At 67.9% G+C, this 24,292-nt stretch carries 23 protein-coding genes; 11 read left to right on the forward strand and 12 right to left on the reverse strand.

Annotation, left to right across the window (positions count from 1 at the left end; genetic code table 11):
- The first annotated feature begins 101 nt into the window (after positions 1 to 101).
- Both QSU92_RS02365 and QSU92_RS02370 read left to right on the forward strand, forming a co-directional pair.
- A complete protein-coding gene (locus tag QSU92_RS02365; RefSeq protein ID WP_289264590.1) occupies positions 102 to 1,208 on the forward strand; it encodes a class I SAM-dependent methyltransferase in 1,107 nt (368 codons plus the stop codon).
- A 1-nt stretch (position 1,209) separates the two neighbouring features.
- Positions 1,210 to 1,908, forward strand: coding sequence for a hypothetical protein (locus QSU92_RS02370; RefSeq protein ID WP_289264591.1), 699 nt, complete (start codon positions 1,210 to 1,212; stop codon positions 1,906 to 1,908).
- 42 nt (positions 1,909 to 1,950) lie between these two features.
- Here QSU92_RS02370 and QSU92_RS02375 read toward each other — a convergent pair whose 3' ends face one another.
- Together QSU92_RS02375 and QSU92_RS02380 are read right to left on the reverse strand one after the other, a co-directional pair.
- Positions 1,951 to 3,321: an HNH endonuclease gene (locus tag QSU92_RS02375; protein WP_289264592.1), complete on the reverse strand. Its 1,371-nt coding sequence runs from the start codon at positions 3,319 to 3,321 to the stop codon at positions 1,951 to 1,953.
- Between the two features lie 108 nt (positions 3,322 to 3,429).
- On the reverse strand, positions 3,430 to 3,906 hold the full coding sequence (locus tag QSU92_RS02380; protein WP_289264593.1) for an Lrp/AsnC family transcriptional regulator: 477 nt from the start codon (positions 3,904 to 3,906) through the stop codon (positions 3,430 to 3,432).
- A 115-nt stretch (positions 3,907 to 4,021) separates the two neighbouring features.
- On the opposite strand from QSU92_RS02380, the gene QSU92_RS02385 reads away from it, so the two are divergent.
- Both QSU92_RS02385 and QSU92_RS02390 read left to right on the forward strand, forming a co-directional pair.
- Positions 4,022 to 5,218, forward strand: a complete 1,197-nt coding sequence (locus tag QSU92_RS02385) for a trans-sulfuration enzyme family protein (RefSeq protein WP_289264594.1) — start codon at positions 4,022 to 4,024, stop codon at positions 5,216 to 5,218.
- A 128-nt stretch (positions 5,219 to 5,346) separates the two neighbouring features.
- Entirely contained in the window at positions 5,347 to 5,571 is a 225-nt protein-coding gene (locus tag QSU92_RS02390; protein ID WP_289264595.1) for a hypothetical protein, read from the forward strand.
- A gap of 309 nt (positions 5,572 to 5,880) precedes the next feature.
- Here the strand turns inward: QSU92_RS02390 and nrdF are convergent, their stop codons facing one another.
- Genes nrdF through nrdH form a run of 4 tightly spaced genes read right to left on the reverse strand, consistent with a single transcriptional unit; the run spans position 5,881 to position 9,741 of the window.
- On the reverse strand, positions 5,881 to 6,855 hold the full coding sequence (nrdF, locus tag QSU92_RS02395) for a class 1b ribonucleoside-diphosphate reductase subunit beta (RefSeq protein ID WP_289264596.1): 975 nt from the start codon (positions 6,853 to 6,855) through the stop codon (positions 5,881 to 5,883).
- Positions 6,856 to 6,885: 30 nt separating this feature from the next.
- Positions 6,886 to 9,042, reverse strand: coding sequence for a class 1b ribonucleoside-diphosphate reductase subunit alpha (gene nrdE / locus QSU92_RS02400; RefSeq protein WP_289264597.1), 2,157 nt, complete (start codon positions 9,040 to 9,042; stop codon positions 6,886 to 6,888).
- Positions 9,024 to 9,458 (reverse strand): class Ib ribonucleoside-diphosphate reductase assembly flavoprotein NrdI, encoded by a 435-nt coding sequence (gene nrdI, locus QSU92_RS02405; RefSeq protein WP_289264598.1) that lies wholly within the window; start codon positions 9,456 to 9,458, stop codon positions 9,024 to 9,026. Before nrdI ends, nrdE begins: the two co-directional genes overlap by 19 nt.
- Positions 9,459 to 9,507: 49 nt before the next feature.
- Positions 9,508 to 9,741: a glutaredoxin-like protein NrdH gene (gene nrdH, locus QSU92_RS02410; protein WP_179561498.1), complete on the reverse strand. Its 234-nt coding sequence runs from the start codon at positions 9,739 to 9,741 to the stop codon at positions 9,508 to 9,510.
- A gap of 340 nt (positions 9,742 to 10,081) precedes the next feature.
- Between nrdH and QSU92_RS02415 the strand changes: the two genes are divergently transcribed.
- Complete coding sequence (locus QSU92_RS02415; protein ID WP_289264599.1) at positions 10,082 to 11,287, forward strand: MFS transporter; 1,206 nt, start codon at positions 10,082 to 10,084, stop codon at positions 11,285 to 11,287.
- A gap of 22 nt (positions 11,288 to 11,309) precedes the next feature.
- On the opposite strand, the gene QSU92_RS02420 is transcribed toward QSU92_RS02415, so the two are convergent.
- Positions 11,310 to 11,714: a pilus assembly protein CpaE gene (locus QSU92_RS02420; protein WP_289264600.1), complete on the reverse strand. Its 405-nt coding sequence runs from the start codon at positions 11,712 to 11,714 to the stop codon at positions 11,310 to 11,312.
- A 53-nt stretch (positions 11,715 to 11,767) separates the two neighbouring features.
- Here QSU92_RS02420 and QSU92_RS02425 point away from each other — a divergent pair, with 53 nt between their 5' ends.
- The 5 genes from QSU92_RS02425 to QSU92_RS02445 all read left to right on the forward strand — a co-directional run bounded on the left by QSU92_RS02425 (position 11,768) and on the right by QSU92_RS02445 (position 17,057).
- Positions 11,768 to 12,550 carry an alpha/beta fold hydrolase gene (locus QSU92_RS02425; RefSeq protein ID WP_289264601.1) on the forward strand — a complete coding sequence of 261 codons (783 nt, stop codon included), beginning with the start codon at positions 11,768 to 11,770 and terminating at the stop codon, positions 12,548 to 12,550.
- Positions 12,547 to 13,725 carry an acyl-CoA dehydrogenase family protein gene (locus QSU92_RS02430; RefSeq protein ID WP_289264602.1) on the forward strand — a complete coding sequence of 393 codons (1,179 nt, stop codon included), beginning with the start codon at positions 12,547 to 12,549 and terminating at the stop codon, positions 13,723 to 13,725. The genes QSU92_RS02425 and QSU92_RS02430 overlap by 4 nt, the downstream gene beginning before the upstream one ends.
- Positions 13,726 to 13,804: 79 nt before the next feature.
- A complete protein-coding gene (locus QSU92_RS02435) occupies positions 13,805 to 14,272 on the forward strand; it encodes an Lrp/AsnC family transcriptional regulator (protein WP_289264603.1) in 468 nt (155 codons plus the stop codon).
- Positions 14,269 to 15,675 (forward strand): aspartate aminotransferase family protein, encoded by a 1,407-nt coding sequence (locus QSU92_RS02440; RefSeq protein ID WP_422880409.1) that lies wholly within the window; start codon positions 14,269 to 14,271, stop codon positions 15,673 to 15,675. The genes QSU92_RS02435 and QSU92_RS02440 overlap by 4 nt, the downstream gene beginning before the upstream one ends.
- 5 nt (positions 15,676 to 15,680) lie before the next feature.
- On the forward strand, positions 15,681 to 17,057 hold the full coding sequence (locus QSU92_RS02445; protein WP_333783436.1) for an NAD(P)/FAD-dependent oxidoreductase: 1,377 nt from the start codon (positions 15,681 to 15,683) through the stop codon (positions 17,055 to 17,057).
- On the opposite strand, the gene QSU92_RS02450 is transcribed toward QSU92_RS02445, so the two are convergent.
- Genes QSU92_RS02450 through QSU92_RS02470 form a run of 5 tightly spaced genes read right to left on the reverse strand, consistent with a single transcriptional unit; the run spans position 17,054 to position 22,900 of the window.
- A complete protein-coding gene (locus QSU92_RS02450) occupies positions 17,054 to 18,694 on the reverse strand; it encodes an amidohydrolase (protein ID WP_289264604.1) in 1,641 nt (546 codons plus the stop codon). The genes QSU92_RS02445 and QSU92_RS02450 overlap by 4 nt on opposite strands.
- A gap of 2 nt (positions 18,695 to 18,696) precedes the next feature.
- Entirely contained in the window at positions 18,697 to 19,557 is an 861-nt protein-coding gene (locus QSU92_RS02455) for an ABC transporter permease (RefSeq protein WP_289264605.1), read from the reverse strand.
- Positions 19,554 to 20,495 carry an ABC transporter permease gene (locus QSU92_RS02460; RefSeq protein ID WP_289264606.1) on the reverse strand — a complete coding sequence of 314 codons (942 nt, stop codon included), beginning with the start codon at positions 20,493 to 20,495 and terminating at the stop codon, positions 19,554 to 19,556. The genes QSU92_RS02455 and QSU92_RS02460 overlap by 4 nt, the downstream gene beginning before the upstream one ends.
- A complete protein-coding gene (locus QSU92_RS02465; RefSeq protein WP_289264607.1) occupies positions 20,488 to 21,672 on the reverse strand; it encodes a polyamine ABC transporter substrate-binding protein in 1,185 nt (394 codons plus the stop codon). The genes QSU92_RS02460 and QSU92_RS02465 overlap by 8 nt, the downstream gene beginning before the upstream one ends.
- A gap of 43 nt (positions 21,673 to 21,715) precedes the next feature.
- Positions 21,716 to 22,900: an ABC transporter ATP-binding protein gene (locus QSU92_RS02470; RefSeq protein WP_289264608.1), complete on the reverse strand. Its 1,185-nt coding sequence runs from the start codon at positions 22,898 to 22,900 to the stop codon at positions 21,716 to 21,718.
- A 245-nt stretch (positions 22,901 to 23,145) separates the two neighbouring features.
- On the opposite strand from QSU92_RS02470, the gene QSU92_RS02475 reads away from it, so the two are divergent.
- Positions 23,146 to 24,276: a baeRF11 domain-containing protein gene (locus QSU92_RS02475; RefSeq protein ID WP_289264609.1), complete on the forward strand. Its 1,131-nt coding sequence runs from the start codon at positions 23,146 to 23,148 to the stop codon at positions 24,274 to 24,276.
- Positions 24,277 to 24,292 lie beyond the last annotated feature (16 nt).

Genomic DNA, 24,292 nt, shown 5'->3' on the forward strand with positions numbered 1-24,292 from the left:
CCTCGGCGAGGGACGGGGTTTCCAGCCTAGAGAGGCGCACCGAACGCTCCGTGCCGGTCGTGTCGGTGTCAAGAGATCGCGACGGCGCCTAGCGTGGGGGTGTGGAGTTCCCCTTCGATGCGCTGCGGCGGTGGCCCGACGTCGAGGCGCCGGATCTCGTGGCTGTCGACGCGGCCGACCGGCTGCTGCTGGATCTGTCCCAGGAGGCGCGCCGTGAGGCGGCGCCGGACGAGGTGGTCGTGATCGGCGATGCCTACGGCGCGCTCACGCTCGCATCGGCTGCGGACGGCGAGCCCGTCCGGGTGCACCAGGACTCCCTCCTCGGTGAGCGAGCCCTCGCGGCGAACGCCGAGGCGCTGGGGATGTCGGGAGTGTTCCGCTCCATGCCGCTGACCGCCGAGCTCGTGCGCGACGCGAGGGTCGTCCTCCTGCGCCTCCCCCGGTCCCTGGACGCGCTGGACGACATCGCCGGGCTCATCGCGAAATATGCCCATCCGAGCGTGCGGGTCTTCGCCGGCGGACGCATCAAACACATGGCCCTGGCCATGAACGATGTCCTGCGCCGCTTCTTCGGACGCCTCGACGTCAGCGCAGCGCGGCAGAAGTCGCGTGTCCTCATCGCCGCCGAGCCTCGCGGCGGACGCGATCCCGAGCCGAAGCGTGCGCAGGTCGGAGACCTCGCGGTCTGCGCCTTCGGCGGCGTCTTCGCCGGCGCGGGCCTCGACATCGGCACGAGGTTCCTGTTGGACACTCTCTCGAGGCCGATCCGGGATGGTGCGCTCGTCGTCGACCTGGCCTGCGGGAACGGCATCGTCGGGGTGACGCTCGCCCGGCATCATCCCCGTGTCCGGGTTCACGCCTCGGATGTCTCAGCCGCTGCCGCCGCCTCGGCGCGGGCCACGGCCGCCGCCAACGGGGTCGACGATCGTGTCGAAGTGATCCAGGATGTCGGCCTGTCGAGCGTCCCCGACGGCGTGGCCGACGTGATCGCGTTGAACCCGCCGTTCCACACCGGCGCGGCCGTGCACGAGCGGCTCGCGCACGGACTTTTCGCGGACGCGGCACGGGTGCTCGCCCCCGATGGTGAGCTCTGGACCGTCTGGAACTCGCACCTCCGCCATCGTTCGGCGCTCGAACGCCTCGTCGGCCCCACTCGGCAGGTCGCCCGGAACTCCAAGTTCACCGTCACCGTGTCCAGGAGCGGCTGACATGCATGACATCGCGCGGTGGACGGTCGCCCTGTCGACGCTGATCGGCCTGGGGCTGGCGCTCGGCCTGAACCCGGCCCTGTACGGCGCGACGGCTGACATGCTGGCTCGCAACACCCAGGTGGCGGCGCGGATGGCGTGGATGGTCGGCGGCCTCGCGACGGGAGCCACGATCCTCTTCCTGGCGTTGCAGAGCTTCAATCCGGCGAACCTGGTCACCGCGGCGGAGCGCGAGGCAGATGCCCTCGCGCTGAGCCGCACAGTCGACCTCATCGCCGGAGCGGTCTTCCTGACCGCGGCGATCGGGGTCGCCGTCTGGCGTCTCCGCGTTCCTCGGCGAGCGGAGGGCGGCCACCCGACGTTGGGTCGCGCTCACGCCGGCAGCTACTTCTGGCTCGGCCTCAGCTGCTCGATCGTCGGGTTCACCACGCTGCCCATCATGTATACGACCGGACGCGTCACGGCGGGCATCAGCGACGACCTCGTGCCCCGCGTCCTGGCGTACGTCGTCTTCCTTCTGGCGCTCATCGCCCCCTTCGTCCTGCTCGCCGGCATGTGGTCGCGGCTGCCCGGCACCGCCGCATTCGTCTCTCGCACCTACGACAGACTCATCCATTTGGACTTCCGGTGGACGTACGCGGTGGTCCTGGCCATCGCCGGCGTCGTATGCCTCGGATTCGGGCTCATCGCGGGGCGGTGAGATCCGCGCAAGTCTGACCGTCCCGCCCTGACCGCCCGAACCTCAAAAGGGTGCGGGTTCGTGGGGGTTGTCGGCGGGTTCGTCGGTGATCCGGAACTCGAGGCGCGGGTTCGTCCACTTCGCCCACAGATCGTCGGGGAGATCCTCTTCCGGTGTGAAGTGCACCCCGTGACCGGGTGGGTTGTCGATGTAGATCCGCCCGGTCGGGGAGGTCCACGCGATGACCCCGCCGTCGAGTTGCCGGACTGTCCAGGCGGTGAACTGTTTCATGCTGTGGTGCCGTTGGCAGAGGCAGCAGAGGTTGCAGATCTCGGTCTTCCCGCCCAGGGCGGCGTCGTGGTTGTGGTCGACCTCGCACTTCTTCGCGGGCATCCGGCATCCGGGCCACCGGCAGTGCTTGTCGCGGCCCTTCAGGAACCGGTCCATTGCTGCGGTGCGCTGGTAGGTGTCCACCGCCATCGTGAGCCCGGTGATGGGGTGGGTGAGGAGCCGCTCCCAGGGGCCGTCGCTGTTTCCCGCCAACAACCGGGCGGTCTTCGCGTCGATGGGTCCGACCCCGGCGAGATCGCACGGGACATCGCTCTGACCCATGAGGGCCATGACGGGGATCACGACCTGCACTTTGGCTTTGATCGCCCCGAGCCCGCCCGGCCGGTCGCGGGTGGGGTCGATCGCGGGAATGGCGGTGAGGAGCATGTCGGCGAACAGGTCCGCACGGACCTCATCCAGGGACCGGGTGTCACCCGATCCCGGTTCCCGGGCGGCGATGACCTGGTTCGCCTGCTCCGTGACACGCTGGAAGATCCCCTCAATCAGCACCGAGGAATGCACCGACCGGAGCTCCGACATCCCGTCCCCGACCGTGTACCGGACGATCTTCCGCTCCCGGTAGGCGCCCGCGTGCCGCTCGGTCAGGGTGCGGGGATGCATCCGCTCCGCGAGGATCTCCAGATCCGCACGGGCACGACCGGGGGTCTCATCCAGGCAGATCTCCGCCGCGAGCTGATCGAACTCGCCCTTCACCTCCGGCGGCAGGCGCCGCCCGATGTCCTCCACCACCGCCACGTGCGCGCGGGTGAGCAACCCCTTCTCCAGGCAGTGCACCGTCGCGGGATAATCGTTCACCAACGCGAACGCACTATCGATCTGGCGTTGCACCGACCGGTCGGACAGTCGCACCGCCGCGGCGATCTCCGCCGCCACACCCCGCAACGCCATATCCCGGTCCCGCACCACCGCGGGCGACCCCTCGGCCAGCCGCGCGGCGAACGCGCCCGCCTTGGCCAGCACGCGGGCCTGTGCCGCCTCGGCCGCAGCCAACGCCGTCTGCGCGGCTTCGGCCTCCGCCAGGATCCCGGTCAGCTCGGACCGGTCCTCGTCACTGAGGAGAGTGAGCCGCGGATTGGAACGCATGTATGAAGCGTCCCACCACCCTCCGACATCCACACCCGAAACCCTCAACCACAGATTGAACCCAAATCGAGGCGAGGCGTGCCGACCCCAGGACGGGAAGATCCCTGCTCAGATGGAAGGACCCTGACCATCGCGCACCTCGAAGAGGAGCTGCGTCTCGGTCGCCCGCACGACGGGGTGCACGGTGATGTGCTCCAGCACCACGTCCCGCAGCGCTTCGGGATCGCGCACGGCCACATGGACGAGGAAGTCGTCCACTCCGGCCACGTGGAAGACACGCAGCGCAGACGGGATCTCACAGAGCGCGTCGAACAGGTCGCGAACACGAGAGGCCGAGTGACTTCCCAGTCGCACGCGGATGAGAGCCTGGATGGGATAGCCCAGCGCGGTCTCACTCAGGCGCACCTGCGATCCGAGGATCACTCCCCGCGCGCGCAGCATGCGCACCCGATGGGCGCACGTCGACTCGGCCAGGCCGAGCCGTTCGGCGAGGGCACGGTTGGTGAGGTCACCGTCGTGCTGAAGCAGCCGCAGGATGCGGATGTCGTTGTCATCCAGGAGGTCATCACCGCCCTGAGACTTCATCGAGAACTCCTTGCCCGAGCCGATAGAACCCGCAGAATATTCGGACCAAGCACGCTTTCTCCGCCCCTTCAGCCTGATCATCGCCGTCTTGTTGCGATTCCCTCACACTAGCTGCATGGAATCTGCACACCGCCACCGCGACACGGTCGCTGTGCACGCCGGACGTGCCGACCTCGAGGGTCTCGGCGTTCACGCGCTCCCGATCGACCTGTCGACCACCAACCCCATCCCCGACCTGGAAGCCGGCGGGCTGTCCTATGAATCCATGGCGAGCGGGGGTCACCCGCTCGCCGAAGGCGGGCTCGTCTATGCGCGGTTGTGGAACACCACGGTCGCCCGCTTCGAGTGCGCGCTGGCCGAACTCGAGGGCGCCGAGGAGGCTGTCGCATTCGCCTCGGGCATGGCGGCGATGACCGCCGCGATCGTCGCACACACGGCAGCGTCCGGACGGTCGCATGTGATCGCGGTGCGCCCGCTCTACGGCGGGACCGACCACCTGCTCGCGTCGGGACTGCTCGGCATCGATGTCACGTACTGCCGCGAGGACGAGATCGCCGCCGCGATCCGACCCGAGACCGGGCTGATCGTCGTCGAAACGCCCGCCAACCCCACGCTCGACCTCGTCGACATCGCTGCTGTGGTGGCGTCGGCCGGCAGCATCCCCGTCCTCGTCGACAACACGTTCGCAACGCCCCTGCTGCAGAATCCGGTCGCGCTCGGAGCGGCGATGTCGCTGCACAGCGCGACGAAGTACCTCGGCGGCCACGGCGACGTCATCGCCGGTGTCATCGCGTGCGGTGCCGAGACCGCCGCCGCGCTGCGTCGTGTGCGCGCGGTGACCGGCGGACTCCTGCACCCCCTGGGCGCGTATCTGCTGCACCGAGGACTGCCGACCCTGCCGGTGCGCCTGGAACGGCAGCAGGGTACGGCGCGCCGGCTGGTGGAATGGCTGCAGGAGCAGCCGGAGATCGCAGAGGTGCACTACCCCGGACTCGACGGTGATCCGCGCGGTCTGCTGCGACGTCAGATGCGAGGAACCGGCGCGATGATCGCGATGCGACTTCGCGGAGGGTTCGAGGCCGCGGCCGCCGTCACCTCGGCCGTCGCTCTCTTCACGCACGCCGTGTCGCTGGGGGGGGTCGACTCCCTCATTCAGCACCCGGCTGCCCTGACGCACCGTCCCGTGCCCTCACATGCGCGCCCGGATCCCGGTCTCGTGCGGCTGTCGATCGGGCTCGAACACGTCGACGATCTCCGCAACGACCTCGCCCGCGCGCTGCGCGCGATTCCCGCCGAGCTGATCAGCGCGTAGTCCGAACCAAGACAGCCGCAGACCCCCCCCCAAAAAAAAACGATGCGGGCGAAGCTCCACGCTTCTGACTGGGCATTCCTCCGACCGCCCGCGCGCACAGGAAAGTCCACTCCCGTATCCCGGCACCCTTGATCGGCTTCGAACTCAACCTAGCCGCGCGCGACGAGCGCCCTTCGCGTCTCAAGTCGGCTCAACTCCTCAAGTTAGATCTCGACATAGATCTCAACGGCCGCGTCGATTGCCTCCTTGCGTCAGCGGCGATGACGCTTGACGTCTGCGTCGAACTCACTGACAAAAAACTCGAGGCTGTAGCGGCAGCGATGAGCGAGGCACGCGACGCCGCCGCCTCCTAGGGGTAACGTGGAACACGGCGAGGCCGGACTGCCATCCAAACCTCGCCGTGTCCCATCAGTGATCACTTACCGGATCGCTTGGGCTTGTGCACGACGGTCGTCCGCGGATTGCGGGCGGCCGTCGACTTCTTTACGAAGCGACCGGTGATCGCGCTACGCGCGTGTCCTTTGCTGGCCATGCCATCACCTCCCCTCCTGCGATTGTGGGCGAAACGAGGCAAGCCCCCACCCGTGCGCTCAATAGAGCGTCACGGATGAGGGCTTGCGAGCGCAGCTCAACCCCACGATGTCGGCTGCGATCAGGCATTCTCAGAAGTCCCAGTCGTCGTCCTCGGTGGCGACGGCCTTGCCGATGACATACGACGAGCCCGACCCGCTGAAGAAGTCGTGGTTCTCGTCGGCGTTCGGCGAGAGCGCCGACAGGATGGCCGGGTTCACGTCGGTGACGGTCGCCGGGAACATCGCCTCGTAGCCGAGATTCATCAGCGCCTTGTTGGCGTTGTAGTGAAGGAACTTCTTCACGTCCTCGGTGAGGCCGACCTCGTCATACAGATCCTGGGTGTACTGGATCTCGTTGTCGTACAGCTCGTACAGCAGCGAGAACGCGTAGTCCTTGATGTCCTGGCGTTCCGCGTCATCCAGCAGCTCCAGACCACGCTGGAACTTGTAGCCGATGTAATAGCCGTGCACGGCCTCGTCGCGGATGATGAGGCGGATGATGTCGGCCGTGTTCGTCAGCTTCGCCTTCGACGACCAGTACAGCGGCAGGTAGAAGCCCGAGTAGAACAGGAACGACTCCAGCAGAGTCGACGCAACCTTGCGCTTGAGGGGCTCGTCGCCGCGGTAGTAATCCATGACGATCCGCGCCTTCTTCTGAAGGTTCTCGTTCTCCGTCGACCAGCGGAAGGCGTCGTCGATCTCGGGCGTCGAGCACAGCGTCGAGAAGATCGACGAGTAGCTCTTGGCGTGCACCGACTCCATGAACGCGATGTTGGTGTACACCGCCTCCTCGTGAGGGGTGATCGCGTCGGGGATCAGCGACACCGCGCCGACCGTGCCCTGGATGGTGTCCAACAGGGTCAGACCGGTGAACACCCGCATGGTGAGGGTCTGCTCCTGCGGAGTCAGCGTGTTCCAGGACTGGATGTCGTTGGACAGCGGCACCTTTTCGGGCAGCCAGAAGTTGTTCACCAGACGGTTCCAGACCTCGAGGTCCTTCTCGTCCTGGATGCGGTTCCAGTTGATCGCCTGGACCCGGTTGAGCAGTTGGAGCTTCTCAGCCATCATGTCTCCTAAAAAGTCCTGATCAGAGGGTCACAGCATGCAGCTGACGCACTCGGACATGTCGGTTCCCTCGAGCGCCATCTGCCGCAGGCGGATGTAGTAGATGGTCTTGATGCCCTTCTTCCAGGCGTAGATCTGCGCCCGGTTGATGTCACGCGTGGTCGCGGTGTCTTTGAAGAAGAGCGTCAGCGACAGCCCCTGGTCCACGTGCTGCGTCGCAGCCGCGTACGTGTCGATGACCTTCTCGTAGCCGATCTCGTACGCGTCTTCGTAGTACTCGAGGTTCTCGTTCGTCATGAACGGAGCCGGGTAGTAGACGCGGCCGAGCTTGCCTTCCTTGCGGATCTCGATCTTCGACGCGATCGGGTGGATCGACGAGGTCGAGTTGTTGATGTACGAGATCGATCCGGTCGGCGGCACAGCCTGCAGGTTCTGGTTGTAGATGCCGTACTGCTGGATGCTCGCCTTCAGCTCGCGCCAGTCGTCCTGGGTGGGGACGGGGATCTCGGTGAACAGCTCCGCGACCCGCTCCGTGGCGGGCACCCATGCCTGATCGGTGTACTTGTCGAAGAACTCCCCCGAGGCGTAGGTGGAGTCCCAGAAGCCGTCGAAGGCCGTGCCGCGCTCGATGGCGAGTCGGTTCGACGCGCGCAGGGCGTGGAAGAGCACCGTGTAGAAGTAGATGTTCGTGAAGTCCAGGCCCTCTTCCGAGCCGTAGTGGATGTGCTCACGGGCGAGGAAGCCGTGCAGGTTCATCTGTCCGAGACCGATCGCGTGCGAGCGGTCGTTGCCGTCCTCGATCGAGCGGACCGAGCGGATGTGGCTCTGGTCGCTCACCGCGGTCAGGGCGCGGATGGCCGTCTCGACCGTCTGGCCGAGGTTGCCGCCGTCCATCGCCAGCGCGATGTTCATCGATCCCAGGTTGCAGGAGATGTCCTTGCCGATCTGGGCGTACGAGAGGTCTTCGTCGTACGTCGTCGGGGTGTTGACCTGGAGGATCTCCGAGCACAGGTTGGACATGTTGATCCGCCCCTTGATCGGGTTGGCCTTGTTCACCGTGTCCTCGAACATGATGTACGGATAACCCGACTCGAACTGGATCTCGGCGAGGGTCTGGAAGAACTCGCGCGCGTTGATCTTGGTCTTCTTGATGCGGGCGTCGTCGACCATCTCGCGGTACTTCTCGGTGACGGAGATGTCGCCGAAGGGCACGCCGTAGACGCGCTCGACGTCGTACGGCGAGAAAAGGTACATGTCCTCGTCGTTCTTGGCCAGCTCGAACGTGATGTCGGGGATCACCACACCCAGCGACAGCGTCTTGATGCGGATCTTCTCGTCGGCGTTCTCGCGCTTGGTGTCGAGGAACCGCAGGATGTCGGGGTGGTGCGCCGACAGGTAGACCGCACCCGCGCCCTGACGGGCGCCGAGCTGGTTGGCGTAGCTGAAGCTGTCTTCGAGGAGCTTCATCACCGGGATGATGCCCGAGGACTGGTTCTCGATCTGCTTGATCGGAGCGCCGGCCTCACGGATGTTCGACAGCAGCAGCGCCACCCCGCCACCGCGCTTGGACAGCTGCAGAGCGGAGTTGATGCCGCGGGCGATCGACTCCATGTTGTCTTCGATCCGGAGGAGGAAGCACGACACCAGCTCGCCGCGCTGCGCCTTCCCGGTGTTCAGGAACGTCGGCGTGGCCGGCTGGAAGCGCCCGGAGATGATCTCCTCGACCAGCTGGACGGCGAGCGTCTGGTCGCCGTCGGCGAGCCCGAGGGCGGTCATGACGACGCGGTCCTCGAAGCGCTCGAGGTACCGCTTGCCGTCGAAGGTCTTCAGCGTGTAGCTGGTGTAGTACTTGAAGGCGCCGAGGAACGTCTCGAAGCGGAACTTCTTTCCGTAGGCGAGGTCGTTGAGCTGCTGGATGAACTCGAAGGGGTACTTCTCGAGCACCGTGGGCTCGTAGTACTCCTTCTCCACGAGGTAGTCCAGGCGCTCCTTGAGCGAGTGGAAGAACACCGTGTTCTGGTTCACGTGCTGGAGGAAGTACTCCCGCGCAGCGCGCTTGTCGGCGTCGAACTGGATCTTCCCGTCCGGTCCGTACAGGTTCAGCATCGCGTTGAGGGCGTGATAATCCATACCCTCGAATCGCGCCTCGGTCTTGAAGTCCTTCTCGGTCAGTGCAGCTTCCACCATCGTTCCAATCCATCGCTGACGCGTGTCACGTCTTCAGGCGTGCCGAATACTTCGAGCCGGTACAAGTGCGGCACTCGGCACTTGCGGCTGATGATCTCGCCGGCGAGGCAGAACGACTCGCCGAAGTTGCTGTTGCCTGCGGAGATCACTCCCCGCAGGGATCGTCTGTTCCGCTCGTCGTTGAGGAAACGGATGACCTGCTTGGGGACGGCACCCTTCTCTTCACCGCGTCCCTGGCCTCCCCCATAGGTGGGGGTCACGAGAACGAAGGGCTCGTCCACGACCGGGGTCGGTTCGGAGGCGGTGATCGGGATGCGGATGGCGGGGAGATCGAGCTTCTCGACGAAGCGTGCGGTGTTGCCCGACACGCTGGAGAAATACACCAGGAGCGGGGCGGATGTCGCCAGTGCGCTCATGGTTCCCTCCTGAGCTCGGTCCTCGCGGGTCCCCGACGCGGCGCCGGCCTCAGGCCAGGCGCGACGCCAGTTCGTCGATCTTGTCGGGACGGAAGCCCGACCAGTGGTCTTCGTCGGTGATGACGACGGGTGCCTGCAGGTAGCCGAGGGCCTTGACCTGCTCGAGCGCGGCCGGGTCTTCGGAAAGGTCGTGGACCTCGTATGCGATGCCCTTCGAGTCCAGTGCACGGTAGGTCGCAGTGCACTGCACGCAGGACGGCTTGGTGTAAACGGTGATCGCCATGTCGATCCGTTCTCCCCTCGATTTCGAGTGTTTTCTCCGGTGACCCCCACCGGGAGACCAATACTACATATGGGTGCCGACATCGGATAGCACCACTAGGGATAGTAGTTACATCCGTGTAGTTTTCTCACCGTCATCCCCATGTACAACACAGGTTGTCCACCATTTCATCCACAGGCGGCGCGTCGGTTCCGCTGCCGGAAAGCCCGGATTCGCGCGGCTCCGCGAACCCGAGAGAGAACTCCTCCACAGGGGCGACCGTATTCGGGGGTTCCGACATCCGATTACCTGTGGACAGAGCACGACGGCGTGTCGCGGCGTGTCGCACTAGCGTGGTGGCGTGGCGGGATATCGAGACCTTCTGCGCACCCCCGGAGTAGCGCGCATCATCGCCGCACAGCTGACCGCCCGCTTCCCCAACGGCATGACGAGCCTGGCCGTCCTGCTTCACATCGAGCAGGTGACCGGATCGTATGGCGCGGCCGGTCTGGTCCTGGCCGCCACCTCCGTCGGACAGGCGGTCGCCGGCCCGGTCACCAGCCGCTGGATGGGCCTGTGGGGCATGCGGCGGGTGCTGTCGATCACCCTGGCGATCTGCGCGGTCGCGATCGCGACACTGGCCCTGGTCGAGATGCCGCTCCCCGCCTACATGCTGCTGGGCCTGGTCGCAGGGCTGTCGACGCCTCCGGTCCAATCGGCGGTGCGCACGATCTACCCCAAAATGGTCAACTCCCGTCAGCTGACGCCGCTGTTCTCGCTGGATGCCTCGCTGCAGGAGATCATCTGGATCATCGCGCCGGTTCTGGTGACCTTCGTGGCGACCCAGATCGGCACGGTCGAGGCCCTGGTCCTCATCGTGGTGATCCTCGTCGGCGGCGGACTGTGGTTCATCCTGTCGCCCGAGGTCGGACGCGTGCGGATCCCACGGAGCCGCCGACGCCTGGGACGGGTGCTCGCCAAGCCCCCCGTGCTTCTGGCCACCGTCATCGGCTTCCTCCTCATCGGCGGCTGCGCCGCGGTCGAGGCCGGAGTCGTGGCGACCTTCGGCCACAGCGGGTTGGAGGCCGGTCTCGTCCTGGCGGTCTTCTCCATCGGCAGCCTCGCCGGCGGGCTCGGCTTCGGCCACATCCCCATCGGCCCCTGGGCCATGGCGCGACGCATGGGCATCTTCACCCTGGGCCTGCTCCTCGCCCTGATCTCGCTCGATGTGTGGTGGCTCGGCGGCACGCTCTTCCTCGCCGGTATCGGCATCGCCCCCGCGCTGGCGGTGCTCTTCGCGATGACCTCGGCGAGCGTGAAATTCAGCGAGACCGCCGAGGCGTACGGCTGGATCGGCACGGGACAGCTCATCGGCGCCGCCGCGGGTTCGGCTGTCGCCGGCTTCCTCATCGACGGTGTGGGTCCGCAGGGCGCCTACCTGGCGGCGGCGGCGTTCGCGGGCGTCGGCTTCCTCGTCGCGGTGGTGTTCGTCCGAGGGTTCCCCGATCTCCGCGGGCGCGACGCCAGCCCGATCCCCGACACCGAACCGGTGTCGACGATCACCTGAGCGGATGCCGCGGGCGAGCGCGCTACTGGATGCGACGCAGCAGCTCGAGGACGGCCAGCGCGTAGGCGTCGGCGGGCTCGGGATGCTCGAACACGATGACGTCGCCGCCCAGCTCGATCTCCACCTGATGGGTGTCGACGAGCCGGCGCAGCGACCGGAACGCCCCGCGCAGAAGCTCCCGCAGCTGGCTCTCGTGCGGAAGCCACAGGGCGTCTTCGAGCGCGACCGAGTCGAGCGCCCACTCGGTCGTTCCGTTGAAAGCCAGGATGCGACCCGTCGGGTACTCGCGCGGTTCGATGGTCATCTCGCTGACGGTGAAGACGTCGGCATCGAATTCGGGTTCGTCCAGCTGGAAGCGATCACCGGAGGTCGGATGCCACACGAGACCCGCCGCGCGCAGCTCGAGGGCGAGGTCGGTCGAGATCATGCCCTCCATCTTCCGCCACCCCGGGGCGGCGAGGCCCGCTTACGCTGAAGGGCGTGACGTTTCCGGTGACTCTCCCCCGCATCTCCTGGGGCGACCCGCGCGCCGCGCGACGCGCGCTCCTCGTCCACGGCCTCGGCTCCACCGCCGCACTGATGTGGCGCTACGGCGTGGCGCTGGCCGAAGACGGATGGCGCGCGGACGCCGTGGATCTGCGCGGGCACGGCGTGGCCCCACGCGTGCTCGACTACACGATCCCCGCCTACGCCGCAGACCTCGTCGGCATCCGTCCCGAGCAGGGCGATGGCACGTGGGACCTCGTCATCGGCCACTCCCTCGGCGGCGCGGCGACCACGCTCGCCGCCGCGGACGATCCGGAATGGACGCGTCGCGTCATCCTGATCGATCCCGCCGTCCACCTCTCCGACCACGACCGGGAGGTCGTGCGACGAAGTCAGGAGGAGGCCTTCGCCGACCCGACGGAGGCCGCTGTGCGTGAGGCGCACCCGCAGTGGCATCCTCACGACATCGAGCTGAAGGCCCTCGCAGCCCGACAGGCCAGCCGGTGGGCGGTCGAGCAGACGAGCCTGCAGAATCCCGCGTGGGACGTCCGCGCCGCCCTCGCGCGACTGGATGTCGACGTGGACGTTCTCGCCGCCGATCCCAAGGTGTACAGCATCTTCGACGGCCCGCTCGCCACCGAGGTGCTCGCAGCCAACGACCGGGTGCGGATGACGGTGGTCACCGGCGCCGGGCACTCTCCGCATCGCGACAAGCCCGAACAGACCGTCGCCGAGCTGCGCCGGGTGCTGCGGGACGAACGGACAATGGGATCGTGAGCGAATCCGAGAAGATCCTCCCGCCGGATCTGCTGGAGCGGTTCCGTGAGCGCGCGGGCGCCCACGACCACGAGAACACCTTCCCCATGGCCGACCTCGACGAGCTCCGTGGCATCGGGTACCTCGCCCTCTTCGTACCGGAGACCCTCGGGGGACGAGGACTGACCCTCGCCGAGGTCGCGGTGCTGCAGCAGCGGCTCGCCACCGCCGCCCCGGCGACGGCGCTCGCGATCAACATGCACCTGGTGTGGACGGGCGTCGCGCGCCAGCTGCTCGACCGCGGCATCGACGACCTGCGGTTCGTGCTCGAGGGCGCGGCAGCGGGAGAGGTGTTCGCCTTCGGCATCAGCGAAGCCGGCAACGACCTCGTGCTCTTCGGCAGCGACACCGCCGCCGATCCCCGGCCGGACGGCGGGTACGCCTTCACCGGCACCAAGATCTTCACCACCCTGTCGCCCGTCTGGACGCAGCTGGGACTTCACGGTCTCGACACCCGCTCGGCCGACGGCCCGCGGATCGTCTATGCCTTCGTGCCGCGAAGCGAGGAGGCTGACGATCGGGTGCGCATCCGCGATGACTGGGACACCCTCGGCATGCGCGCCACCCAGTCCCGCACGACGGAGCTCCACGGCGCCGTCGCTCCGCCCGAGCGCGTGGTCAGGCGCGTGGCACCCGGGCCCCAGCCCGACCCGCTCGTCTTCGGCATCTTCAGCGTGTTCGAACTGCTCATCGCCTCGGTGTACACCGGCATCGCACGGCGAGCGCTCGACCTCGCGGTGCTGTCGGCGAGATCACGGCACTCCAAGAAGACCGGTGCACCCCTCAGCGACGACCCCGACATCCGTCGGCGCGTGGCGACCATGGCGATGGCCTACGACGCGCTTCCGCCCCAGATCTCCGTCCTGAGCGCAGACGTGGACGCGCGAGCCGAACACGGCGAGCGATGGTTCTCGCTGCTCGCCGGTGTGAAGCACCGTGCGGTCGCAGCGGCCAGACAGGTGGTCGACGAGGCGATGCTGGTCGCGGGAGGATCCTCGTTCTTCGCCCGGAATGAGCTGTCCCGCCTCTACCGCGACGTCCTCGCCGGGCAGTTCCATCCCTCCGATCCCGAATCGGCGCACGCCGCCCTCGCCACCGCCTGGCTCGGCCCGATCGCACCGCCCACATCCGTCTGACTATCGTTCTCGTCAGTCAGGCGAACTATTCTCAACGGAATCAGTTGCTCAGGCGCTCCTCGAGTGCCAGGATCGAGACATGGCAGCGCGGACCGCACCCCCGCAGATCGACGAGGTGTCGAAGGCGATCATCGAACTTCTGCAGGAGGACGGTCGCCGTTCGTACGCCGACATCGGCAAGTCCGTCGGGCTCAGTGAGGCGGCTGTGCGCCAGCGCGTGCAGAGACTGACCGAGTCGGGCGTGATGCAGATCGTCGCGGTCACCGACCCGCTGCAGTTGGGCTTCCACCGTCAGGCGATGATCGGCATCACCGTGTCGGGTGACACGCGTGAGGTCGCCGAGGCACTGGCCGCCTTGCCCACGGTCGACTACGTCGTCCTCACAGCGGGATCGTTCGACATCCTCGCCGAAGTGGTGTGCGAGAGCGATGACGACCTGCTCGCGCTGCTCAACTCCGAGATCCGCAGCATCGACGGCGTCCGGTCCACCGAGACGTTCGTCTACTTGAAGCTCCACAAGCAGCTCTACAACTGGGGAACACGATGACGTCAGAGTTCACCCGCACGGCGCGCCTCAGGCCCGACGCCGAAGCGCTGCAGCAGATGACCGACGACCACCTGTGGATGCATTTCACCCGCCAGTCCACCGTGGCCGACGGGGTCCCGATCATCGTCAAGGGCGACGGTCACCACATCTGGGATGCGGGCGGCCGGAGGTACTTCGACGGGCTGTCGGGACTGTTCGTGGTCAACGCCGGCCACGGACGACGGCGACTTGCCGAAGCGGCCGCACAGCAGGCATCCGAACTGGCCTTCTTCCCCATCTGGTCGTACGCGCATCCCGCGGCCATCGAACTCGCCGATCGATTGGCGTCGTACGCGCCCGGCGACCTGAACAGGGTGTTCTTCTCCACCGGCGGGGGCGAGGCCGTCGAGACGGCGTTCAAGCTCGCGAAGTATCACTTCAAGCTGCAGGGAAAACCGAACAAGCACAAGGTGATCTCGCGCTCCGTCGCCTATCACGGCACGCCGCAGGGGGCGCTGGCGATCACCGGCATCCCGGCGATGAAGGCGATGTTCGAACCGGTCACCCCCGGCGGGTTCCGGGTGCCGAACACGAACTTCTACCGCGCCGGCGACATGGGTGCGCCCACCGACGACGAGGAGGCCTTCGGCGTGTGGGCGGCCGACCGCATCGAGGAGATGATCCAGTTCGAGGGGCCCGAAACGGTCGCCGCGGTGTTCCTCGAGCCGGTGCAGAACTCCGGAGGATGCTTCCCCCCGCCGCCCGGCTACTTCCAGCGCGTCCGCGAGATCTGCGATCGCTATGACGTGTTGCTCGTCTCGGATGAGGTCATCTGCGCCTTCGGCCGCATCGGCCACATGTTCGCGTGCGACGCGTACGGCTACGTGCCCGACATGATCACCTGCGCCAAGGGCATGACGAGCGGCTACTCGCCGATCGGCGCCACGATCGTCAGCGACCGCATCTACGAGCCGTTCCGCACCGGCCAGACGACGTTCGCGCACGGGTACACATTCGGCGGACACCCGGTCTCGGCGGCGGTCGCCCTCGAGAACCTCGACATCTTCGAGGAGGAGGGGTTGAACAACCGCGTCCGGGAGAACTCGCCGCTGCTGCGCGCCGAGCTCGAGAAGCTGCGCGATCTGTCGCTCGTGGGCGACGTGCGCGGCGACGGATACTTCTTCGGCATCGAGCTCGTGAAGGACAAGTCCACGCGCGAGACTTTCGACGACGACGAGTCGGAGCGACTGCTGCGCGGGTTCCTGTCGAAGGCGCTGTTCGAGGCCGGGCTGTACTGCCGGGCCGACGACCGCGGCGACCCCGTGATCCAGCTCGCTCCCCCATTGACGACGGGACCTGCCGAGTTCGCAGAGATCGAGCAGATCCTGCGCGCAGTGCTGACCGACGCCGAGAAGGTGCTGTAGACCGCGTGTCACCCGCGATGGGGAACGTCTCGTTCTGGATGGCGGAGCTGGGCGTTCCCCGACCGGCCGACCGCCTCGACGGTGACGCCGACGCGGATGTCGCCATCGTCGGCGCCGGGTACACCGGACTCTGGCTGGCCTACTATCTCGCCACGCAGAACCCCGGGATGTCCATTCGTGTGCTCGAGGCGCGTTTCGCCGGCTTCGGCGCGTCGGGACGCAACGGCGGCTGGCTGACCAACACCATCACGGGCGGGCACGAATGGTATGTGAAGCACCACGGCAGAGCCGCCGCGGCGGCTCTGCAGGAAGCGCTCAACGACACGGTCGACGAGGTGATCGTCACCACCCGACGCGAGGGGATCGACGCCGAGATCCGCAAGGGCGGCAGCCTCGTGGTGGCGCGCAACACGGCGCAGCTCGCGCGGGCGGACGCGTTCGCGCGGGACGCGACCGCGTGGCCGGAGGAGGGCTTCCGGCGGCTCGACCGGGAGCACACCGATGAGCGGGTGCGCGTCGCCGGATCGCTCGGCGGACTCTGGCAGCCGCACTGTGCTCGAATCCACCCCGCGAAATTGGCGTCGGGCCTGGCCGCCGTCGTCCGCGGGCTCGGCGTGCGGATCCACGAAGACACCCGCGTCGAGCGGATCCGTCCCGGCCGCGCCGTCACCGCGACCGGTACCGTCCGGGCGCGGCACGTCATCCGTGCGACCGAGGGGTACACCGCGACCCTGCGCGGCGAACGCCGCACCTGGGTGCCGCTGAACTCCGCGATGATCATCACCGAGCCGCTGCCGGAAGCCGCCTGGTCCGAGATCGGATGGGCGGACAGCGACACGCTGGAGGACCTCTCCCACGTGTACGCCTACGCCCAGCGCACGCCGGACGGCCGGATCGCCCTGGGCGGACGCGGGAATCCCTACCGCTTCGGTTCCCGCACCGACAACGACGGTGACGTCTCGGCAACCACGGTGGCCGGGCTCGCCGGCATCCTCCACTCCTGGTTTCCCGCAGCCACCGGCACCCCGCTCGCCCACGGCTGGAGCGGGGTGCTCGGCGTGCCGCGCACATGGCGGGCGAGCGTCGGGTACGACCCCGCCTCCGGGCTCGGCTGGGGCGGTGGGTACGTCGGCACGGGCGTCGCCGCGACGAATCTGGCAGCCCGCACTCTCGCGGATCTGATCACCGGTCGGGACACCGACCTCACCCGACTGCCGTGGGTCAATCAGCCGGCGCGGCGCTGGGAGGTCGAGCCGCTGCGGTGGCTCGGTATCCAGGGGATCTACGCGGCGTATCGCGCCGCGGATCGTCGTGAGAGCCGGCACGGCGCGCGCACCTCGCGCCTGGCCCACCTCGCCGACCTGATCAGCGGCCGTTCCTAGGCGGTGTAGACGCGCTGCCCGCCCACCCAGGTGCCGAGTACGCGGGTGAAACCGATCTGATCGGGCGGCGCGGCGAACGGGTCGCGATCCAGGAGGACGAGATCGGCGAGCGCGCCGACGCGGATCGTGCCGGTGTCGTCGAGGCCGTTCACGCGGGCCGAACCCGCGGTGTACGCAGCGAGCGCCGTGCCGAGATCCAGCGCCTGTTCGGGCAGGAAGGGCTCGTAGTCCCCCTCCCACTCGCTCGGCGCGGACCGACGGTTCACCGCGACGTGGATGGCCGCCAACGGGTCGGGGGTGCTGACCGACCAGTCGCTGCCGGCGGCGAGCGTCGCGCCCGCGCGCAGAAGATCTCCGAACGGGTACTGCTGCGACGCCCGCGGTTCCCCGAGGAACGGGAGCGTGAGCTCGACCATCTGCGGCTCCAGCGTCGCCCAGAGCATCTGCATGTTGGCGGTCACGTCCAGATCGCGGAACCGCGGGATGTCATCGGGATGGATGACCTGGATGTGCGAGATGTGGTGACGATTCCCGCTCGGGCCGTTCGCCCGTCGGGCAGCCTCGATCGCGTCGAGACATTCGCGCACGGCGCGGTCGCCGATCGCGTGGAAGTGCATCTGGAAGCCCAGGGCATCCAGCTGGATGGCAGCCGCGTTGAGCACGGCGGGCTCGACGAAGGAGATACCTGCGTTGTCGGTGTGGTGGCCGTGGGCGTCATGGTAAGGCTCCAGCATGGCCGCCGTGAAGTTCTCGGCCACGCCGTCCTGCATGATCTTCACTGTCGTCGCCCGGAACCGCCCGACGGAGGACTCGGCTCGACGGCGTACGAGGTCGGCGATCTGCTCGAGACCCCGATGTCGGTCCCACCAGAGCGCCCCGACGACGCGTGCGGTGAGCTGTCCGGATGCTGCGGCGGTGAGGTAGGCGGGCAGTGGGTCACCCGCGTCGGAGTACTGCGTGCCGACGATCGCATCCTGCCACGCGGTGATGCCGAACGAGTGCAGGTAGCGCTGGCCGGTCAGCAGTGCTTCGACGAGTCGCTCGGGCGGCTCCTCGGGGAGCAGCCTGTTGACCAGGCTCATCGCGCCCTCGTGGAGCGTGCCGGTGGGCTCCCCCGCAGCATCCCGCTCGATCCGGCCGTCGGCGGGGTCCGGGGTGTCGCGCGTGATGCCGGCCCGCTCCAGCGCGCGCGAGTTGACCCACGCGCCGTGTCCGTCGCGATTGGGGAGGAACGCCGGCCGGTCCGCAACGACGGAGTCGAGGTCGGCCGCCGTCGGCGTACCGCCGGGGAACGCCGACATCATCCACCCGCCGCCGAGCACCCATTCGTCATCCGGATGCTGCGCGGCGAACGCCTCGATGCGGGCGAGGTACGCCTCGCGGTTGGAGTCAGCCGACAGATCGCAGCGGAGCATGTCGAGGCCGCCCCAGACCGGGTGGACGTGCGCGTCCTGGAAACCGGGCACGAGCAGTCGCCCGGCCAGATCGATGACCTCCGTGCCCGGTCCGATCCATCCGCTCGCCTCCGGGCCGACCGCGACGATCCTCTCGCCGGCCACCGCGACGGCGAAGGTGCGGCTGCGCGCCGCGTCGGCGAGGAACACCGGCCCTCCGGTGAAGACGATGTCGGCGGGCACCGTCAGCCGCCGGTCATGGTGCGGGCGATCTGCGACGCGGAGTCGCCCGCGCGCCTGAGGACCAAGGCGACGAGTGCGAGGGCGACCAGGGTCAGCAGGAGCATGATCGTGGAGACGGCGGCGATCTCGGGCCGCAGGCCCGACCGCACTGCGCTCAGGACGTAGACCGGCCAGGGGGTGGTGCCCGAGACCTGCACGAACGCCGCGATGATCGTGTTGTCGAGGCTCAGTGTGAAGGCCAGGAGGAATCCGGCCAGCACCGCCGGCATGGCGAGGGCGAGAGTGATGCGGCGGAAGGTCGTCAGAGGCGTGGCATAGAGATCACCCGAAGCCTCTTCGAGGTTCGCCTCCTGTCCGACCAGGCGCGCACGCACGATGTACGAGACCACGGCCGTGGCGAAAAGCGAGCTGCCGATCGACAGGCGGACGATGCCGTCGTTGAACAAGGCGAGGCCGAGATCCTGCCCGAGGAAGACCAGGAAGGGCAGCAGGGCCACGGCGTCGACGATCTCAGGCGTCACCGAGACGAGGAGGAGAAGTCCGAGGAACCACCAGACCCACCGGCCCGGATGACGGGCCATGGCGATCCCGGCGAGGGTGCCGAGCACCGTGGCGATGACGGCGGAGATGAGCGCGGTGACGATCGAGACGCGGACGGCGTTCTGGATGGCGGGCTTTTCGACGATGGCGCGGAATCCGTCGAAGCCGAAGCCATCCCACGCCACGAGGAGACGTCCGCTGTTGAAGGAGTAGATCACGATCACGATGATGGGGGCGAAGAGGAACAGCAGCACCAGGACGCCCCAGACCGTCAGCGCGATGTCCGACCACGATCGGGGAGCCGACCTCCGCTCCAGGGTCACGACCGCACCTCCACCCGCTCGGGCGCTGCCGTCTCCGGCGCGGCGGCTTCGGGTGGCGGGCCGAGCACCAGCCCCGTGCGCGACCGGAACGGCAGGGTGATCACCCAGATGATCGCGGCGGCCACAGCGATCGTGAGCACGATCACCAGCATCAGCAGCACCGCCATCGCCGACCCGAGCGCCCAGTTCTGGGCAGTCTGGAACTGGCTGGCCACGAGCTGCCCGACCATGTTCCCCCGCGCCCCTCCGAGCACGGTGGCCGTGATGTAGTCGCCCATCAGGGGGATGAAGACGAGCAGGACACCGGCGATGACGCCCGGACGCGACAGCGGCAGGGTCACGCGCAGGAACGTCGTGACTTTCCCCGCTCCCAGGTCCTTCGATGCCTCGCGCACCGCCGGGCCCACGCGGTCGAAGGCCACGAACAGGGGCAGGATCATCAGCGGCAGATAGTTGTACACGACGCCGATGAGCACCGCGGTGCGGGTGTAGAGCAGTTCGAGCGGGCCATCGATGATCCCGATCGACTGCAGCACTCCCGACGCCCATCCCTCCGGGGCGAGGATCACCTGCCAGCCGATCGTGCGCACCAGGAAGTTCGTCCAGAACGGCACCAGCACGAGGGCGATGAGGAGGCCACGACGCTCAGGTCGCACCTTGAAGGCCATCCAGTATGCGACCGGCATCCCGATCAGGAAGCAGATCGCCGTTCCGAGCACCCCTACCCACAGCGTGTTCTGGAAGGTGGTGAAGAACGTCGGGGAGAGCGCCTCGACGTACCGGTCGAAGGAGAGCACGTCGTTGGCGTGCGTGCCGAAGACGCCCGGCTTGTAGCCGAAGCTGAACCAGACCACCATCGCCACGGGGGCGACGAAGAACACCAGCAGCCATGCCCACGCCGGAACGGCGAGCGCGGCACCGGCGCGGCGTCTAGGCACCCGCCGCGGCCTTCATCTCGTTCCAGATCTCCACCCGCGTCGTCTGCGAGTCGTTCAAGGTCTGCTCGCGCATCGTGTCGAGCTGCTGGGGTGTGAAGAAGATCATGTCGGTGAGCTCGAGACCGGCTTCGACCGCGGCCTGCTCCATGTCCTTGCCCCCGACGTTGTAGCCGATGTAGTCGAGGTTCAGAGCCAGGTTCTCGGGTGTCATCGAGAAGTTGATGAACGCGTGCGCCGCCTCGGGATGGGGAGCACCCGCGGCGATCGCCCAGTTGTCCATCCAGAGCTCGGTCAGCGGGCCGGGCAGCACCCACTGCCACCGGTCGGGCTCGCTGCTCTCGAGCAGGCCGAGGCGGGCATCTCCATTCCAGGCCTGCATCAGCACCTGCGTGCCCTGCGGGATGGCGTTGGTCCCGGGATAGGAGTCGAAGGCGGAGATGTGGGGTGCGATGGTCTCGACGAGGAACGCGCGGCACTCCTCGAGCTCGGCGGGGTCTTCGGTGTTCCAATCCATGTCGTTGGCCCAGAAGTAGGCGCCGATGATCCCCGCCGGGTCATCCGACATCGATGTCCTGCCGCTCGCCTCGTTCTGCGCGGCGTCGAAGAAGTCCGACCACGTCGCGAGCTCGCGCGTGATGACGTTCTTGTCGTAGACGAACCCGGTCGTGCCCCAGGCCTTGCACACCGAGTAGTCGTTGGAAGGATCCCACGCTCGCCCGAGGTAGGCGGGATCCATGTTCGCCAGATTCGGCAGCAGCTCCTTGTTCAACGGGGTGAGGAGCTCGTTCTCGATCATCTGGGGGATGAACACCCCGGTCGGCACGACGATGTCGTAGCCGGACGTGCCCCGCGCCGCGACGAGCTTGGCGATCAGCTCTTCGTTCGAGCTGTAGGAGTCCAGCGCCACCCGCGGCCCGAGCTCCGACGTGAAGTCCGCGATGACGTCGGGTGAGTCGTAGTCGCCCCAGGTGTAGATGGACAGATCGCTCTCGAGGTCGCCACCGGTGGCCTGTGGGTTCGGTGCGCTCCCGCCACCCGGTGCACACGCTGCCAGCACCGCCGTCCCGCCGACGAGGGCGGCGAGGCTGAGAAAGCGCCGCCGGGACAGTTCGCGCGCGATGACGGGTACGGCGGCGTCGGGGGCGAGGATGCGGATCGGGCTGCGGGATTCGTTCATCGGTGCTCCTGGGGTCGGGAGGTCGGGAAATCCGGTGAAGGGTTCAGGCGGTCGGCGGCGCGACGTAGCCGCCCTCCTCGGCGGCGTCGTCGAAGGGGAAGAGGAGGACGTGGTGGGGCGCCCACGCGCAGCGCACCCGGTCGCCGACGCGCAGGGCCGGGGCGTCGGGCGTGGGTCGGCGGACCACGAGACTCTGGTCGCCGCCGAGGCTGACGAGGTACTGCATCGTCTCGCCCAGGTGCGAGACGCCGATGAGTTCGCCCTCGACCGCATTCACCTCGCCGGCCGCGGATGACCCGGCGGGATCGATGCGGATGTTCTCGGGCCGCACCGCGGCCTCGCCCTGCGGGCCCGTCAGCACCCGCTCCGTGCCGCGCACGACGACGTGTGGAGACTCGACCGCCGCGCCCGCGTCGACGACCGCTCCGCGGAAGAAGTTCTGCTGGCCGACGAACGCCGCCACGTAGGCCGTCGCCGGCCGCGCGTAGATGGTGTCCGAGTCCGCCAGCTGCTCGATGCGGCCATCGCGCATCACCGCGATCCGGTCGCTCATCGACAGGGCCTCACCCTGATCATGGGTGACGAACACGAAGGTGATGCCCAACCGCGACTGCAGAAGCTTGAGCTCCAGCTGCATCTCCTCGCGCAGCTGCCGATCCAGGGCGCCGAGCGGCTCGTCCAGGAGCAGCACGGCGGGCCGGTTGACCAGGGCGCGTGCGAGGGCGATGCGCTGCTGCTGCCCGCCGGAGAGCTGCGTCGGCTTGCGGTCGGCGAACCGGCGCATCTGCACCATGTCCAGCGCGTCGGCGACCCGCTGCCGCACCTCCGCCTTCGGCGTGCGCGTCTGCTGCAGACCGTAGGCGACGTTCTCGGCGACGGACAGGTGAGGGAAGAGCGCGTAGGCCTGGAAGACGGTGTTCACGTCGCGGCGGTAGGGCGGAAGACCGAGCACGGAGCGGCCGGAGACGACGATGTCCCCGGCATCCGGATGCTCGAATCCCGCGATCATGCGGAGGGTCGTCGTCTTCCCGCACCCGGAGGGCCCGAGGAGCGAGACGAACTCGCCGGCAGCGATCGCGAGAGACAGATCGTCGACAGCCGCCTGACCCGCGTAGCGCTTGGTGACCCGGTCGATCACGACCGACCCCGTCGCCCCGCTCGCATCCTCCTCCGGCTGCGAGGTGCGCCCGCGCGGGCCGGGGTGTGTGGTGAGGGAAGCCTCGGGCATGAATCCTCCGCGGGCGGCAGTGCCGCGTCTGTTCGAACCGCTGTGTCCCGTAGTCAAACACACGCGCTGTTGCTCGTACAGACGTGATTGTGTGTCGGAGTTGTAAAACCTCGCGGATTCCGTCGTCTATGTGCCGTAACGGTGACGGATTCGACCCTCTCAGCCATCGGCGCCGCGCCGTAACCGACACTCGCGAAGTACGCAAGGACCTGCCCTCGCCCGCGCGGCCGTCATAGCGTGGTGCGATGCTGCCCACCGACATTCCCCACACCGCCCAGCTGCTCGAACTGATCGACGTCCGCGACGACGCGAGCGTCACCATCGCCGTGGCATCGTCGCCCGTCCCCTCAGATCACGACAGAGTGCGAGGAGACCTGAGAAGCGCGGTGTCGGAGGCCGAGCGGATGCTCGCCGAGAAGGACGTCGACGCCGCCGACGCGGAGGAGGTCGTGGCCGCGCTCCGCGCTCTGGAAGACGACGACGAGCTCTGGCGCCACCAATCGCGTTCGCTCGTGATCCTCGCCTCCCCGTCACGCGTCGAGGTCTTCCGCCTGGCCAACCGGGTCGAGCGCAACGTCGCCGTCGGCGATCGGTTCGACACCGGAGCACTCCTGCGCGCGACGGCGTTCCCGCATCGCGCCTTCATCATCCAGGTCTCCCAGGGCGGAGCCCGCCTGACGGAGATCAGCGCCGATCACGGCGTCGTCGCCCACGAGCTCGACCTGCCCGACGACCACCACGCGGTCCTCGAGCATGCCAGCAACGACGGCCAGGCCGACATGCCGCGCCCGCAGGGATCGACTGGAGACCGGATCGAGCGTGAACGCTTCTGCCGGGTCGTCCAGGACCGGGTCGTCGCCATCGCGCCCCGCGATGTTCCCGTGATCCTCGCCGCCACCGTCGACCTCGACCCTGCCTACCGCGCGGTCAACACCCACCCTCGCCTTCTCGAAGCGAAGATCGACGCCCACCCCGATTCCCTCGACGACGCCGAACTCGAGCAGAAGGCGCGGGCGATCCTCGACGCGGAGTTCTCGCGTGAGCTGTCGGAGTGGCGGGAGCTCTTCGGCACGCGCAGAGCCGAGGACCTGGCGACCAGTCGCCTCGCCGAGGTTGCCGCGGCAGCAACCGCCGCAGCGGTCGACGAGCTTCTGTTCGACATCGACGCCACCCTCGAGGGCCAGATCGACGAGTTCGGCGTCATCACCACCTCCGAGGAGCCGACCCCCTCGGCGTACGCCGTCGTCGACGAGATCGCCGCGCGGGTGCTGCGGGGCGGCGGAACGGTGCGGGGTGTGCGCAACGCCGACCTCGTCGACGGCTCACCCGTGGCGGCGCTCCTGCGTTTCCCGGTCTCAGCACCGGCTGAGGGGTGACGTGCGAGGATGACCG

The sequence above is a fragment of the Microbacterium sp. ET2 genome (assembly GCF_030347395.1).
Taxonomy (GTDB): Bacteria; Actinomycetota; Actinomycetes; order Actinomycetales; family Microbacteriaceae; genus Microbacterium; species Microbacterium albipurpureum.

Bases quoted from the DNA above. Each gene is read 5' to 3' on its own strand.
- QSU92_RS02475 (WP_289264609.1), top strand. From the start codon at position 23,146: ATGCTGCCCACCGACATTCCCCACACCGCCCAGCTGCTCGAACTGATC.
- QSU92_RS02420 (WP_289264600.1), bottom strand. From the start codon at position 11,714: ATGATCTCGACCGACCTCGCCCTCGAGCTGCGCGCGGCGGGTCTCGTG.
- nrdH (WP_179561498.1), bottom strand. From the start codon at position 9,741: ATGGCGATCACCGTTTACACCAAGCCGTCCTGCGTGCAGTGCACTGCG.
- QSU92_RS02385 (WP_289264594.1), top strand. From the start codon at position 4,022: ATGGAATCTGCACACCGCCACCGCGACACGGTCGCTGTGCACGCCGGA.
- QSU92_RS02380 (WP_289264593.1), bottom strand. From the start codon at position 3,906: ATGAAGTCTCAGGGCGGTGATGACCTCCTGGATGACAACGACATCCGC.
- QSU92_RS02465 (WP_289264607.1), bottom strand. From the start codon at position 21,672: ATGAACGAATCCCGCAGCCCGATCCGCATCCTCGCCCCCGACGCCGCC.
- nrdE (WP_289264597.1), bottom strand. From the start codon at position 9,042: ATGGTGGAAGCTGCACTGACCGAGAAGGACTTCAAGACCGAGGCGCGA.
- nrdI (WP_289264598.1), bottom strand. From the start codon at position 9,458: ATGAGCGCACTGGCGACATCCGCCCCGCTCCTGGTGTATTTCTCCAGC.
- QSU92_RS02435 (WP_289264603.1), top strand. From the start codon at position 13,805: ATGGCAGCGCGGACCGCACCCCCGCAGATCGACGAGGTGTCGAAGGCG.
- nrdF (WP_289264596.1), bottom strand. From the start codon at position 6,855: ATGGCTGAGAAGCTCCAACTGCTCAACCGGGTCCAGGCGATCAACTGG.
- QSU92_RS02470 (WP_289264608.1), bottom strand. From the start codon at position 22,900: ATGCCCGAGGCTTCCCTCACCACACACCCCGGCCCGCGCGGGCGCACC.
- QSU92_RS02440 (WP_422880409.1), top strand. From the start codon at position 14,269: ATGACGTCAGAGTTCACCCGCACGGCGCGCCTCAGGCCCGACGCCGAA.
- QSU92_RS02375 (WP_289264592.1), bottom strand. From the start codon at position 3,321: ATGCGTTCCAATCCGCGGCTCACTCTCCTCAGTGACGAGGACCGGTCC.
- QSU92_RS02370 (WP_289264591.1), top strand. From the start codon at position 1,210: ATGCATGACATCGCGCGGTGGACGGTCGCCCTGTCGACGCTGATCGGC.